The following is a 13,557-nucleotide window of genomic DNA, read 5'->3' on the forward strand; positions in this document are numbered from 1 at the left end:
CCCGATGACGGATGCCGCGAATAAATCGATCTCTTCCGCGCGGCGGAACAAATTGCTTCAGCGCAAAACCGCTTTGCAAATCACGATTTGCTCTCGGCGCACGCCGATGGCAGAACTGCTCCCAACCAAGACCAATGGCGGCCGGCAAGGCCGCGCGGGAGGACATATGAGCAATTCAAAAGCAGTGCCGGGCATCGTGGGACCGTTTGCGGGGCTCGACGTGCCCTGGCTCTTGAGGATGCGCGCCGAGGTGCGCAGCTCCCATCCGTTCCTGATCTGGGCGCCGTTCGAGGAGCCGGCGCGGCACTGGAGTTATGGCGAATTTCACGAGCGAGTCGGTGCGCTCGCTGCGGGCCTTGCGAAGCGCGGCATCCGGCAGGGCGAATATGTGCTCATTCATCTCGACAATTGCATCGAGGCGATGCTGGCCTGGTTTGCCTGTGCCGAGCTCGGCGCCATCGCGGTCACCACCAACACCCGCTCGGCGCCGGCGGAGATCGAGTATTTCGCCGATCATTGCGGCGCAGTCGCCGCGATCACGCAGCCGGCCTATGCGGAACTGATCGCCGCCAACTGCAAGAGCCTGCGCTGGATCGCGGTGACCTCGCACGACGCCGGGCAAGCGCCGGCACAGCTGCCCGCGCGCGGCGACAGCTTTGACGCGCTGTTTGCCGACAGTGCCGACCGGCCACGTCGCCCGGCCGATCCGCTGGCGCCTTGCAGCGTGCAGTACACCTCCGGCACCACGTCGCGGCCGAAAGCGGTGCTGTGGACCCATGCCAATGCGCTGTGGGGCGCCAAGATCAACGCCGCGAATGAGGATCTGCATGCGAGCGACGTGCATCAGACCTATCTGCCGCTGTTCCACACCAATGCCCTGGCCTACTCCATGCTGGCGACGCTGTGGGTCGGCGGCTCCTGCGTGATCCAACCGCGCTTCTCCGCCAGCCGGTTCTGGAGCGTCGCGCGCGAGCACGGCGCGACCTGGACCTCGACCATCCCGTTTTGCATGAAGGCGCTGCTGGAGCACGAGGTGCCGAAGAATCACAAGTTCCGGCTCTGGGGCACCGCCGTCAACGAGCCGCCGGCCTTCGCCGCGTTCGGGGTCAAGGTCATCGGCTGGTGGGGAATGACCGAGACCATCACCCACGGCATCGTCGGCGAGGTCGATCAGCCCAACATCCCGATGTCGATCGGCCGCGCCGCGCCCGAATACCAGATCCGCATCACCGATGACGACGGCCGGCCGACGGAAGTCGGCGGTACCGGCAATCTCGCGATCAAGGGCATTCCCGGCCTGTCGCTGTTCGCCGAATATCTGCACAACGAGAAGGCGACGCGCGAGAGTTTTGACGAGCACGGCTTCTTTCTCACTGGTGACCGCGTCGAGCGGCTTGCGAACGGCTACATCAAGTTCGGCGATCGCGCCAAGGACATGCTGAAGGTCGGCGGCGAGAACGTCGCGGCCTCCGAGATCGAGCAGGTGATCGCGCTGGTCCCCGGCGTGCGCGAGGCGGCGGTGGTGGCGAAGACGCATCCGATGCTGGACGAGGTGCCGGTCGTCTTCATCATCCCGCAGGGCGGCGTCGCGGCCCTGCCTGCCGATTTGCACGACAACGTCATGACCGCCTGCCGCTCCGGACTTGCCGACTTCAAGGTGCCGCGCGAGATCAGGCTCGTCGACGACATGCCGCGCTCGACGCTGGAGAAGGTGGCGAAGGCGGAGCTCAGGAAGATGGTGGAGTGACGCGGCCCTGGCCGCGTCAATTCACCTCGAACCGGATCGGCAGCTTCTTCGGGCCGTTGACAAAATAGGCCTGCGTCATCTTCACCTCGCCGTCGAGCGACAGCGACTTCAGGCGCGGCAGCAGCTCCTCGAACAGGATGCGCATCTCGAGCTTGGCGAGGTACTGACCGAGACAGAGATGCGCGCCATAGCCGAACGCGACATGGCGATTGGGCTTGCGGTCGCTGCGGAAGCGATCGGGGTCCTCGAACACCTCCTCGTCGCGATTGCCCGAGGCGTAGCACAGCATCAGCCAGTCGCCCTTGGCGATCTTGCGGCCGCCGAGCTCGGTATCCGCGGTGGCCGAGCGCATGAAATGCTTGACCGGCGTCATCCAGCGGATCGACTCATCGACCAGGCCCGAGATCAGCTCCGGGTTGGCCTTCACCTTGGCGAATTCCGCGGGGTCCCTGGCCAGCGCCCAGATCGCGCCCGCGGTCGAGGATGAGGTGGTGTCATGACCCGCGGTCGCGACGATCATGTAATAGCTGGTCTGATCGTGCTCCGGCATATACTCGCCGCCGATCTTCGCGTTGGCGATGACGGTGGCGAGATCGTCGCGCGGGTTCTGGCGGCGATCCTCGGTGATCTTGCGGAAGTAGGCGGAGAAGTCGGCGATGATCGCCTGCAACATCGCGGAGACCTGCTCCGCGCTCAGCGCGTCGCGGACGCGCGCGGTGTCGGGATCCTGCGGGCCAAACAGCTCCTGCGTCAGCTTGAGCATGCGCGGCTCGTCCGCCTCGGGCACGCCGAGGATCTCCATGATGACGTGGAGCGGATAGCCGAGCGCCACGTCCTCGACGAAGTCGCAGGCGCCGCCCCTCGCGAGCATGCGCTGCACCGTGGCGCGCGCGATCTCGCGAACGCGGGCCTCGAACTTGCCGAGATTGGCCGGCATGAACCAGCCTTGCGTCAGTGCGCGATATTTCGGGTGATCGGGCGCGTCCATCTGCACCAGCGAGCGCACCAAATTGGGCCCGCCGGTGATCTTGCGAACGCGCTCCTCGAGCGCCTGCGTCGTTAGGGTGGTCGGCCGATCGGCGTTGTGGAACAGCTCGTTCTGCCGGCTGATGGCCTGGATATGCGCGTGCTTCGTCACCACCCAGAACGGATCGAACTTCTCGGGCCGCGCGATGCCGAGCGGATTGTTGGCGCGTAGCCAGCGATAGCTGTCGTGGATGCGGTCGTCCGCATAGGCGACGGGATCGACGAGGGTTGCCGCGATGTCGGCGGGGATGTCGAAATCCCCGGTCGTTGCCGTATCCATGATCGTCCTCACTCGCCCCAGCATCGGTCTTGCCGATGATCAACGGAATCTAGGCGGAGGTAAGGAGGACGACTTGCGTTGATTGGCTAGGATCCCCGCCAAAGGCGTCATTGCGAGGAGCGGAGCGACGAAGCAATCCATCGGCCCGCACAGACGGAGCGATGGATTGCTTCGCTCCGCTCGCAATGACGGCGAAAACCATTGGAGATCAATAATGCCCGAACGCCACCGGGCGGAACGCCTGCAGCAATTGCTGGTCGAGCTTGCCGCCCATCTCCTCCATCATGGAGAATGCCTTGGCGTGGGTGAACTGCAGCCGGTAGGCGCGCTTCTCCACCAGGGCGGCGTAGATGTCGACGATCGTCGTCAGCCGCACGATGTCGCTGATCTGGTTCGACGACAGGCCGTTCGGATAGCCGGAGCCGTCGAGGAATTCGTGATGATGCAGCACCACGTCCAGCATCTCCGGCGGGAAGCCGCCTTGCGCGGCGAGCGCTTCATAGCCGCGACGCGGATGCTGGCGCACCTCTTCCATCTCCTCGTCGGTGAGCTTGCCGGGCTTCTCGAGCAGCGTGGCAGGAACGAAGGCCTTGCCGACGTCGTGCAGCAGCGCGGCGCGGGTCAGGCGGCGCTGGTCGTCCTCGCGCATGCCGAGATGCTGGGCGAAGGCGACGGCGAAGCCGGTGACGAACAGGCAATGGCGATAGCTGCCGACATGGTGGCAGCCGACCGTGGTCAGCCATTCGCGCAGCGAGGAATGCTTGATCGCCTTCAGAATCTTGCTCTCGGCGGCGACGATGTCCTCGAACTTGAGCGGCTCGCCGGCACGCATCCTCTCGAACATCTTGGCCAGCACCGCGTGCGCCGCCTCGACGCCGCGGTTGAGCGTCTTGCCGCGATCGGTCGCGTCATAGGCGGCAGTGTCCGGGAAGGCGGCGCGGATGCGCTGAAGGATGGCCTCGGGCTGAAGCGGCCGCGAGATGGTGTCGGTGGCCCCCAACGCCCAGGCCTGCATGGTGCCGTGATGCAGGGCGTCCGCCAGCACGAACAGCCGCGGCATCTCGCGATAGGCATCGGCCTGCAGCTTGGCGCGGACGAGTTGCACGGCCTCGGGCGAGCGCAGGTTGATGTCGACCACGAGGCCGGAGAGATCGCGGCCCGGCTGCTCGGGAATATCTGAGGTCGGAACGGTATCGACCTCGCCCACCGAGCGCAGGATGCTGGCGAGCTCGTTGCTCTGATCGCTTCGATCTGACGCCAGCAGCAGGCGGCGCTTCGAAGTCTGGTTGTTGGCTAAGGCAGTCATGGCATCCCCGTCGCAGTAACGACCGACGCCGGGACGCTACCTGACGATGCGTTCCCTCCGGCTTAATGGGGATGCTGAACGGCGCTTAAGCGCAATGGATACAATTTGAGCGATCGCCGAATCCGCCAGCAAAATCAGGCCGACTGAAAATCAATGCAGATGCGCAGATCGGCGGCGAATCATGAATTTTTGCGGCGTCAGATTTGATGCCGTAACCGCCCGGCCGACGCGCGGAGCAAAGAAAAACGCCGGAGAGCTCGTGCTCTCCGGCGTTCTTGTTCGTTCAGATCGTTACGCCTTCATCGCCGCCTTGACGGCTTCTGCGGTGATCGGCAGGCCGCGGACGCGGGCACCGACCGCGTTGAAGACGGCGTTGCCGATCGCCGGCGCCACCACCGTCACCGCGGGCTCGCCGACGCCGGTCGCCTTCTCGCCATTGGCGATGACGTTGACCGCGACTTCCGGCAGCTGGCTCATCCGAAGCGGCGTATAGCTGTCGAAGTTGGTCTGCTCGATGCCGCCGTCCTTCAACGTCGCCTTCTCGAACAGCGCCAGTGACATGCCCCACAGCGCCGCGCCCTCGACCTGGGCCCGGATGCCGTCGGGATTCACCTGCGTACCAACGTCGGTCGCAACCGTCAGCTTCTTCACCGTCACCTCGCCCGACGGGGCGACCGCGACATGGGCGACGCAGGCGGTCCAGCTCGCCGTGGCGCGCTCCTGCGACGACACGCACGCAACGCCCATGCCTTCGCCCTTGGGCAGCTGCTTGGTGCCGTAGCCGGCAAGGCCCATCGCAGCGAGCAAGGTGTTGCGGAGACGCTGCGCGCCGCCGTCGTTCTTGCCCTTGCCGTCGAGCAACGAGATGCGCAGCTGCGCCGGGTCCTTGCCGGTCGCATGCGCGATCTCGTCGATCATGCTTTCGACCGCCCAGAACGTCCAGCCCGGCGCCACCGAGCGGAGCTGACCCGACGGGGTGGCGTTGTGCGCCATCTCGTTCTTGATCGCCCGCACATAGTGGTTGGGCACGGTGTAGAAGAAGTCCGCTCCGTTCACGGTGAAGGAGTCGAGCGGACCCTTCTTGTCGACCGACGGTGTGAGGAAATCGGGGATTCCCCAACGCGCGGTCGGCCAGGCCGAAACCACGTCGTGGCTCATCGCGACGATCTTGCCGTCACCGTCCATGCCGGCCTTCACCTTCTGGTAGGTCAGCGGACGCGAGAAATCCATCGTCATGTCGTTTTCGCGCGTGTAGATGACCTTGACCGGCTTGCCGACGGCCTTCGCCGCCTGCACCGCGGGCACCATCATGTCGGCGTCGAGACGCCGGCCGAAACCGCCGCCCAGCCACATCTGGTGCATCACCACGAACTTCGGATCGATCCCGGCGGCGCCGGCCGCAATCGCGCCGGAGCGCGTCGCGAACTGGTTGCCGGAATAGATGTGCAGGATGTCGCCCTTGAACTCCGCGGTGGCGTTCATCGGCTCCATCGGCGCGTGGATGTTGATGTTGGTGGTGTATTCCGCCTCCAGCACCTTGGCCGCCGAGCCGAAGGCCGCCTTGGGATCACCGTCCTTGACGAAGAACTGGCCGGAATCGTCCAGTCCCTGAAGCCGCTTGGCTTCCGTGAGCAGCGATTCGCTCGACAGCTTTGCGTTCGGACCGCCGTCATAGCTGATCTTCAGCGCCGCGGCGGCCTTCTTCGCCTGCGCATAGGTGTTGGCGACCGCGACGACCCAGCCGGTCGTGGTTGTGGTCTTGTCGTCGAGGGTGACGGCCTTGATGAAGCCGGGCAGCTTCTTGGCCGCGCTATCGTCGACCGACTTCACGGTGGCGCCGTAACGCACCGGCGGGGTGACCAGCGCGCCGTGGACCATGCCCGGCACCATCACGTCGATGCCGTACTTGGCCGTGCCGTTGGTCTTCGACGGGATGTCGAGTTGCGGCACCGAGACGCCGATCATGGTGTACTGGTCGGGCGTCTTCAGCTTGATCGCCTTCAGATCATCCGCCGTGAAGGTCTTGGTCGCCTTGCCGCTCTTCACCACCTCGGCGAACGACATCGACTTCTTCGACTTTGCGTGGCTGATCTTGGAATCGCGTACCACCAGCTCGCCGGCCGGCACGCCCATGGAGGCCGCCGCCGCCTCGGTCAATGCGATACGGCCGGCTGCGCCGGCGCGGCTCATCGCATCGAAGTTCATCATCGTCGACCAGCTGCCGCCGGTGATCTGCGCGCCCAGCACGGGATCGTTGAACTTCGGATCGTTGGAGGCGAGCTGAACCCGCATGTCCTTCCAGTTCGCGCCGAGCTCTTCGGCCACGATCTGCGCCATGGTCGAGGCGACGTGCTGGCCCATGTCGGCCTTGCCGCAGGTCACGGTGACGAGACCGTCGGGCGCGATCGAATACCAGACGCTCGGCTCGAAGTTGGCGGGCGCGGGTGCCGCGAGCGCCTGGTCGATGCCTGACCCGGCATAGCCGAGTACGAGGCCGGTAGCAGCGGTGCCGACCAGGAAGGAACGGCGGCTGAGATCGGTCGTCTCTGGAGCGAGGTTTTTCACGTGCTTGTTCATGTGGCCCTCCGCTCGGATCCGGTGGCCGATGCGGTGCGCATGTCGGACGCAGCGCGCATGATCGCCTTCTGGATTCGTGAATAGGTCATGCAACGGCAGAGATTGCCGTCCATATGCGCGACCACTTCTTCCTTGGTCGGGTTGGTGTTCTTCGACAGCAGCGCCGCCGCCTGCATGATCTGGCCGGTCTGGCAGTAGCCGCATTGCGGGACTTGCTCAGCGACCCAGGCCTTCTGCAAGGGATGATCGCCCTTGGCGGAGAGGCCTTCGATGGTGGTGATCTTCTTGCCGACGGCGTCGGCGACCGAGGTCTGGCAGGACCGCACCGCTTCGCCGTTGACGTGAACCGTGCAGGCGCCGCACAGACCGGCGCCGCAACCGAATTTGGTGCCCGTCATCTGCAATTGCTCGCGGATGACCCAAAGCAGCGGCGTGTCATTGGCCGCCTCGACGGACATATTCCGTCCGTTGATATTGAGATTTGGCATCTCTCTCCCCTTCCGGTGTAGGAAGCCGCTTACGGCGGCAACTCACTGTTGGGTCTTGGCCGGCGCCCACCGGGTCAGCGACAGTTGCCGAAACAATGATCCGGTTCCCGGCTGGAGGCAATCCAATTTGGAATTGCTCGAAAAGAATAAATTTCCGAAGATGCCTGTTGTGCGATGCGGCAACGGCATGACGCTTTTTGGAATGCCAGCGTTCGTGTCTAATCGACAGGCGCTTGCTCAAAGCGTCGGCAGCAAGCACCGGCAACGCCGTCCGATAACAGCGGCGAGAGAAACACAAGGAGCCCGTCAATGGCCAAGCTCAACCGCAACGGCGTCGGGATCTACTACGAGGTTCATGGCGGAGGTCCGCCGTTGCTGCTCACCCACGGCTATTCCTCGACCTCGGCGATGTGGCACGGGCAGGTCGAAGCGTTCGCGAGGGATCACAAGCTGGTCTTGTGGGACATGCGCGGCCACGGCGAGTCCGACTATCCCGATGATCCCGATGCCTATAGCGAAGCGCTGACGGTCGGCGACATCGCCGCTCTCCTCGACGCCGCCGGCGCCGACAAGGCAATCATCGGCGGTCTCTCGCTCGGGGGCTATATGTCGCTCGCATTCTATCGCGCGCATCCGGAGCGCACCCGCGCGCTGCTGATCATCGACACTGGCCCTGGCTTCAAGAAGAACGACGCGCGCGAAGCCTGGAACAAGCGCGCCCGTGAGACCGGCGACCGCTTCGACCGCGAAGGGCTCGAGGTGCTGAGATCGTTGAGCGCCGAGCGCGCATCGGTCACCCATCGCAACGCCAGCGGGCTGGCGCTTGCCGCGCGCGGCATGCTGACCCAGCGCGATGCGCGCGTGATCGAGCTGCTGCCCGACATCAAGGTGCCCACGCTGATCGTGGTCGGCGCCGACGACACGCCGTTCCTCGCCGCGTCCGACTACATGGCGGCAAAGATCCCCGGCGCGCAGAAGGCGGTGATTCCGAACGCCGGCCATGCCGTCAACATTGACCAGCCGCAGGCCTTCATCGCCGCGGTGCTGCCGTTCCTGGATGGCCTTGAAGCCGACGCGCCGGGAAAGCCCGCGTCATGAAGACAGTCGCCGTTGCCTTGCTGCTGACTGCGGCCACGACAGCGGCGAGCGCGCAGAAGCTGCCGTTCGTGACAGCCCCATCCACTTTCACCGCGACGCTGTCGAACACCACGCCGCTGGCGCTTGGCATGGGCGTTGCGGACGCGCAGCGCGCGCTCGGCACGCCGCTCACCTATGTCAGCGGACAGCCCGGCAACGAGATCTTCCTGACCTTCCGCGACCTCGGCGGCGGCGGGCTGTTTCCGCACCACGACCGCCTCTTCCTCCAATTCCGCAAACACCGGCTGACCGGCTGGAAGGCCGACTGGGGCGAGAACTGGATGTGGCGCTAGATCATGCTCGATGCATGATCGGCTTTCGCAGCGATCGCCAAGAAGCTTCATGCAACCCCCAAACTGACAAGGATGGACCATGGGACAAGACATCAAACTGAAAGCTTCGGACGGTTTCGAACTCGGCGCCTATCGCGCTGACCCCTCCGGCACGCCGAAGGGCGCGGTGGTGGTGATCCAGGAGATCTTCGGGGTCAATCACCACATCCGCTCGGTCTGCGACCGCCTCGCCAAAGAAGGCTATGTCGCGATCGCGCCGTCGATCTTCGACCGGACGTCGCCGAACTTCCAGTCGGGCTATTCGCCCGACGAGATCGCGGAGGCGCGCAAGTTCGTCGCCAATCCGGATTGGGCCGCGATGCTGCGCGACACGCAAGCCGCGATCGATGCCGTGAAGAGCGTCGGCCCCATCGGCATCATCGGCTTCTGTCTCGGCGGCAGCGTCGCTTATGCGGCCGCCACCAGGCTGGCCGGGCTGTCAGCCGCGGTCGGCTATTACGGCGGCGCCGTCGTGCGCTTTGCCGACGAGACGCCGAAGGTGCCGACGCAATTGCATTTCGGCGAGAAGGATGCCGGGATCCCGCTGACCGACGTCGAGACCATCAAGTCGAAACGGCCAGACGTCGAGGTCTTCATCTATCCGGGCGCTCAGCACGGCTTCCACTGCGACGAGCGGGCGAGCTACGACAAGGCCAGCGCCGACATCGCCTGGCCGCGCAGCATGGCGTTCTTCGCGAAGCATCTGCGCTGATAGGGCGAACCTGGAATGACGAAGGACGCTGTCCTTCGTTAGAACCAGCGCTCGCCGACGAACACGGTATCGCCGGGGCTGAGGGGGGTGCCGAGCGGCACCACGAAGCGCCCGGAGCCGGACGCATCGGTGTGGGTCAGCGTCACGCTGTCGCGGCGGGCACGCGGCGAGAAACCGCCGGCGATGGCGACGGCGCTCTCGACTGTCATGTTCGGCACGTAAGGATATTGGCCGGGCGCGAGGACCTCGCCGAGAATGAAGAACGGACGATAGGCCTCGATCTCGACCGCCACGGACGGCTCGCGGATGTAGCCGTTGCGCAGGCGCGCGGCGATCTCGCCGGCCAGACCTGCCGTGGTGCGGCCCCGCGCCGGCACGGCGCCGATCAGCGGCATGGTGATGGAGCCGCCGGCGTCGATCGCATAGCTGTTGGTGAGGCCTTCCTGGCCGTAGACCACGACGCGAAGCTTGTCGCCGGGGCCAAGGTGATATCCGTTGTCGTAACCGGCGGGGGGTCCACCCGGGGAGGCGGCGGCATAGACGACCGGGGCGGCGGCCGGTGCGGCATAGCCATAACCAGGGGATGCGCTGGCGAAGGCGGAACGCAATGCGCTGATCGCACCGCCGCCGCCGGCATCGGCAACTGGAGCGGGTGCGTAGGCCGGGCCGTAGGTGACGGCATCGACACCTTGCGGGCCGACGGCGACGGGACCGGACGTGCTCATGCAGCCAGACAGCGCGAGCGCAGCCACAACGGCAGTGATCGGCAATCGTAACGCGCGTGCAACCGGCACCGGACCTATCCCTCAACGGCGAGACAGGCCCAGTCTTGCACCACTTATGGTTAACAAAGGGTTTTCGAGGATCGAGCGGGAGGCCGGAAAAGCCGGCCTCCCATTGGCTTGGAACCGTGCCCGTGAAGAGCGCAAACCGGCTTTCCGGAGCGGGCTCTTTCTCAACAAGACGGTCAGGCGGTGACGCCGACGCCGATCGGGCAGGACACGCCGGTGCCGCCGAGCCCGCAATAGCCCGCCGGATTCTTGGCGAGGTATTGCTGGTGGTAGTCTTCGGCGAAGTAGAATTCACCGGCCGGCGCGATCTCGGTGGTGATGGCGCCGAGGCCCTTGGCGGCAAGCGCCTTCTGATACATCGCCTGCGACTCATCGGCGGCTTTGCGCTGCGCGTCGCTGAACGTGTAGATCGCGGAGCGATATTGCGTGCCGATGTCGTTGCCCTGGCGCATGCCCTGCGTCGGGTTGTGGTTCTCCCAGAACGTCTTCAGCAGCTTCTCGTAGGAGATCTTCTTCGGGTCGAACACAACCAGCACCACTTCGGTGTGGCCGGTGCGCCCCGAGCATACTTCCTCATAGGTCGGGTTCGGCGTGTGGCCGCCGGCATAGCCGACCGCGGTGGTGTAGATCCCCTCGCCGAGTTCCCAGAATTTGCGCTCCGCGCCCCAGAAGCAGCCGAGCCCGAACACCGCCTGCTCGAGGCCTTGCGGATAAGGCGGCTGCAACTTGCTGCCATTGACGAAATGGGTGATCGCGGTCGGGATCGGCGTCGCGCGGCCCGGCAACGCCTCGGCGGCGCTTGGCAACGCGGTGGTCTTGCGCATGAACAACATGGACACCTCCAGGCGGGACATCGGCCGACGCGGCAACGGCCTGCGGGCCGGCTGTCACCTATATATGTCCTTACGCGGATGATGGCAGCCCCGTTACGGGGCGCTGCAGCCAGGGAGGGCTGCCGACAAGTCAGTCGCGCGCGTAGCCGATCAGGGGCTTGCGCGGCCGGAACAGGATCATCAGCAGGATGCCGGCAATGCCGAGCACTGCGAACACCGGCTGCTCCAGAAGCAGGCGGATCACGTCATTCCAGAGCCAGGGCGCGAAGCGATCCACCCAGGCATGGAATGCCTGCTGGCTCGACTGGTGGATGTCGTTCCAGAACTGGCCGAACCGGGTGAACCTGAGGGTCTGGTCGGCCACCCAGCGGGCGCCGTCATAGACCATGAAGATGAACCCGCCGGCGAGCAGCAACAGCCCAATCAGTCGGAAAAAGCCGCGGATCATGCCTCACCCTAACTCCCAGTCGCGCCCCACGCGTCGTCAGGCCTTACCGGGCGCCCCCCGGAAATTCAACCTCTTCAGCGGCTTATCCGGCCCCCGCGGGGGCGATTTCGGGCCCTTTTTGGGTCCCGAAAGCGTTGACGCTTAAGCCCGCGCCATCTATAAGACCGGCCGATGGCGGTGGGCGCAATCCTGCCGCCGCTGTTCTTTGGACAGTGCCGCATGCGGGGGCAGCATTTTGCGCTCTTCGCATGGCCGCCTCAAGGACACCCAAGAGAACCACCTTGGACAAATACATCAGAGTTGGGATTTGAACCGGCCGGTGCGCGCAAGCCCGACCACCGAGCGATCACCGCCGAAGGACAGTTAGAGAACCATGGCCAATACCACTTCCGCCAAGAAAGCGACGCGCAAGATCGCCCGCCGCACTGCCGTCAACAAATCGCGCCGCACCCAGATGCGCGGCGCCGTGCGCACCGTCGAGGAAGCCATCAAGACCGGCGACCGCGAGGCGGCGCTGAAGGCGATGAGCCGCGCCGAGCCCGAGCTGATGAAGGCAGCGCAGCGCAACATTATTCACAAGAACAACGCGAGCCGTAAGGTGTCGCGCCTGTCGCAGCGGATCGCCAAGCTCGCCAAGTAGCGCTCGCGAAGCAAGAACTCGCCGAGCGAGCTGACTGAAAAACACATTTGTCACGAAGCCCGGCTCGCGCCGGGCTTTTTGTTTTTGTCTCGCATTTTGTCGTGGAAGTTTCATAGCGCGAGAAGAGTCGGCGTTGCCGCGCAACGAACTGCATGTCATGTTTCGTCGCGTCCGTAGTTCTACCGGCTCAACATGCTTAACGCGGAGCACTCGCGCACAGATTGTTCTTCGCTAAGCTAGATAGATGGAATAGCGCGCCGGCTTCTCGCGTCGAAATTTGCGAAGCGGGGTTACCCTGCAAAAGCAATCGAGAAAAATGACGTCTCGCGAGTTACTTATGCACATAGCGCCGAACAGCGATTGGAAAAATGACCGGCGCGAGACCAAATGTAAATTTTCTATGAAAAATTTTTGGTATTGCACCGTCGTTTGTGACACGCGTGAATCTGTGCGGTGATTCAAAAACTTGCTTTCGCAACTCAGCGTCGGCGGCGCCGCAACAGTCGCGAAGAGTCTCGATCCCCGTCGAATCCACGGATTGTCAGAAAATCAGCTTGGTGTATTTATTTCTTGTTCGCGACGCCCACGGCTCTCCAGATCAGCGCGGTTTGAGACCCAGGGGCGGACGCACAAATCGGCGGCGGTGTGTGCGTTAGCGACGCTTTCCAAGCGAAGCTGGATTGACGGCTCATAGCGATATGAGGACGGTCGACCTGTGTCAAAATTTCTCCGGCGATGTCCCCGGCAATTTGGGGGATCGAACAAGAGAGACCAGGACGTCAGTCGGAATCTGGCAGCGGGAACGCGGAGCGAGTGAACGGGTTGACGACGACACGGCGGCGGCGAAGCGCCGGGCATTTCGGTGTTCGGTAGCGGCAGTTCGAACTTGAAGACACGAGCAAGCTGACAACTTGCCGCGATACGTCGCGGCGGGAGGGGGAGGTCTTATGCCTTACGGTATCATCACTGCAGTCGAACCAACAACAGCCGAAGCGCAAATTTCCAGTGGTGCCGTAATCAACCCCTCGGACGTCAGCTCCCACCCGAAGCGTCCGTCGAGTACGCGCTGACCTCGCGGGGCGCATCTTCTCCAAACAGCTGATCTGTCGGGTGGCGCATGGCCGCCGCACGGGAGAGCTTTGTCCGGAGCAGACCGCGCCCGCTAGAGGTCGCGCCGCGGCAGGAAACCTGCACGGCGCTTTCGCAACGATTATCTCTCAGACTTGGAAGTACGAAGGCA

General features: G+C 64.4%; 12 protein-coding genes. 5 read left to right on the forward strand and 7 right to left on the reverse strand.

All coding sequences use genetic code 11. The features are described from left to right. The first annotated feature begins 166 nt into the window (after positions 1–166). Entirely contained in the window at positions 167–1,747 is a 1,581-nt protein-coding gene (locus tag RX327_RS39130) for an AMP-binding protein (RefSeq protein WP_317249059.1), read from the forward strand. Positions 1,748–1,763: 16 nt separating this feature from the next. Here RX327_RS39130 and RX327_RS39135 read toward each other — a convergent pair whose 3' ends face one another. The 4 genes from RX327_RS39135 to RX327_RS39150 form a co-directional block, all read right to left on the reverse strand. Continuing rightward, positions 1,764–3,053 (reverse strand): cytochrome P450, encoded by a 1,290-nt coding sequence (locus RX327_RS39135; protein WP_050383394.1) that lies wholly within the window; start codon positions 3,051–3,053, stop codon positions 1,764–1,766. Between the two features lie 208 nt (positions 3,054–3,261). Continuing rightward, the gene (locus RX327_RS39140) at positions 3,262–4,359 is read right to left on the reverse strand and encodes an HD-GYP domain-containing protein (protein WP_317249060.1); all 1,098 of its coding nucleotides are present in this window, start codon (positions 4,357–4,359) and stop codon (positions 3,262–3,264) included. A 291-nt stretch (positions 4,360–4,650) separates the two neighbouring features. Continuing rightward, the gene (locus RX327_RS39145) at positions 4,651–6,936 is read right to left on the reverse strand and encodes a xanthine dehydrogenase family protein molybdopterin-binding subunit (RefSeq protein WP_317249061.1); all 2,286 of its coding nucleotides are present in this window, start codon (positions 6,934–6,936) and stop codon (positions 4,651–4,653) included. Continuing rightward, positions 6,933–7,424 carry a (2Fe-2S)-binding protein gene (locus RX327_RS39150; protein ID WP_317249062.1) on the reverse strand — a complete coding sequence of 164 codons (492 nt, stop codon included), beginning with the start codon at positions 7,422–7,424 and terminating at the stop codon, positions 6,933–6,935. Before RX327_RS39150 ends, RX327_RS39145 begins: the two co-directional genes overlap by 4 nt. A gap of 309 nt (positions 7,425–7,733) precedes the next feature. Here RX327_RS39150 and RX327_RS39155 point away from each other — a divergent pair, with 309 nt between their 5' ends. The 3 genes from RX327_RS39155 to RX327_RS39165 all read left to right on the forward strand — a co-directional run bounded on the left by RX327_RS39155 (position 7,734) and on the right by RX327_RS39165 (position 9,605). Further along, positions 7,734–8,522: an alpha/beta fold hydrolase gene (locus tag RX327_RS39155; protein ID WP_317249063.1), complete on the forward strand. Its 789-nt coding sequence runs from the start codon at positions 7,734–7,736 to the stop codon at positions 8,520–8,522. After that, on the forward strand, positions 8,519–8,854 hold the full coding sequence (locus RX327_RS39160; protein WP_050383398.1) for a hypothetical protein: 336 nt from the start codon (positions 8,519–8,521) through the stop codon (positions 8,852–8,854). The genes RX327_RS39155 and RX327_RS39160 overlap by 4 nt, the downstream gene beginning before the upstream one ends. Before the next feature lie 79 nt (positions 8,855–8,933). Next, on the forward strand, positions 8,934–9,605 hold the full coding sequence (locus RX327_RS39165; protein WP_317249064.1) for a dienelactone hydrolase family protein: 672 nt from the start codon (positions 8,934–8,936) through the stop codon (positions 9,603–9,605). Positions 9,606–9,643: 38 nt separating this feature from the next. On the opposite strand, the gene RX327_RS39170 is transcribed toward RX327_RS39165, so the two are convergent. From RX327_RS39170 to RX327_RS39180, 3 genes are all read right to left on the reverse strand, one after another. Next, the gene (locus tag RX327_RS39170) at positions 9,644–10,399 is read right to left on the reverse strand and encodes a polysaccharide biosynthesis/export family protein (protein WP_317249065.1); all 756 of its coding nucleotides are present in this window, start codon (positions 10,397–10,399) and stop codon (positions 9,644–9,646) included. 173 nt (positions 10,400–10,572) lie between these two features. Next, positions 10,573–11,229: a peptide-methionine (S)-S-oxide reductase MsrA gene (gene msrA / locus RX327_RS39175; protein WP_050383605.1), complete on the reverse strand. Its 657-nt coding sequence runs from the start codon at positions 11,227–11,229 to the stop codon at positions 10,573–10,575. Positions 11,230–11,359: 130 nt separating this feature from the next. Next, a complete protein-coding gene (locus RX327_RS39180) occupies positions 11,360–11,677 on the reverse strand; it encodes a hypothetical protein (RefSeq protein WP_317249066.1) in 318 nt (105 codons plus the stop codon). Positions 11,678–12,050: 373 nt separating this feature from the next. Between RX327_RS39180 and rpsT the strand changes: the two genes are divergently transcribed. Continuing rightward, positions 12,051–12,317, forward strand: coding sequence for a 30S ribosomal protein S20 (gene rpsT / locus RX327_RS39185; RefSeq protein ID WP_317249067.1), 267 nt, complete (start codon positions 12,051–12,053; stop codon positions 12,315–12,317). Positions 12,318–13,557: the final 1,240 nt, after the last annotated feature.

The sequence above is a fragment of the Bradyrhizobium sp. BEA-2-5 genome (assembly GCF_032918025.1).
Lineage (GTDB): Bacteria > Pseudomonadota > Alphaproteobacteria > Rhizobiales > Xanthobacteraceae > Bradyrhizobium > Bradyrhizobium pachyrhizi.

Coding starts and splice junctions, on each gene's coding strand:
- RX327_RS39155 (WP_317249063.1), top strand. CDS start 7,734: ATGGCCAAGCTCAACCGCAACGGCGTCGGGATCTACTACGAGGTTCAT.
- rpsT (WP_317249067.1), top strand. CDS start 12,051: ATGGCCAATACCACTTCCGCCAAGAAAGCGACGCGCAAGATCGCCCGC.
- RX327_RS39130 (WP_317249059.1), top strand. CDS start 167: ATGAGCAATTCAAAAGCAGTGCCGGGCATCGTGGGACCGTTTGCGGGG.
- RX327_RS39165 (WP_317249064.1), top strand. CDS start 8,934: ATGGGACAAGACATCAAACTGAAAGCTTCGGACGGTTTCGAACTCGGC.
- RX327_RS39180 (WP_317249066.1), bottom strand. CDS start 11,677: ATGATCCGCGGCTTTTTCCGACTGATTGGGCTGTTGCTGCTCGCCGGC.
- RX327_RS39145 (WP_317249061.1), bottom strand. CDS start 6,936: ATGAACAAGCACGTGAAAAACCTCGCTCCAGAGACGACCGATCTCAGC.
- RX327_RS39160 (WP_050383398.1), top strand. CDS start 8,519: ATGAAGACAGTCGCCGTTGCCTTGCTGCTGACTGCGGCCACGACAGCG.
- RX327_RS39150 (WP_317249062.1), bottom strand. CDS start 7,424: ATGCCAAATCTCAATATCAACGGACGGAATATGTCCGTCGAGGCGGCC.
- RX327_RS39135 (WP_050383394.1), bottom strand. CDS start 3,053: ATGGATACGGCAACGACCGGGGATTTCGACATCCCCGCCGACATCGCG.
- msrA (WP_050383605.1), bottom strand. CDS start 11,229: ATGTTGTTCATGCGCAAGACCACCGCGTTGCCAAGCGCCGCCGAGGCG.
- RX327_RS39140 (WP_317249060.1), bottom strand. CDS start 4,359: ATGACTGCCTTAGCCAACAACCAGACTTCGAAGCGCCGCCTGCTGCTG.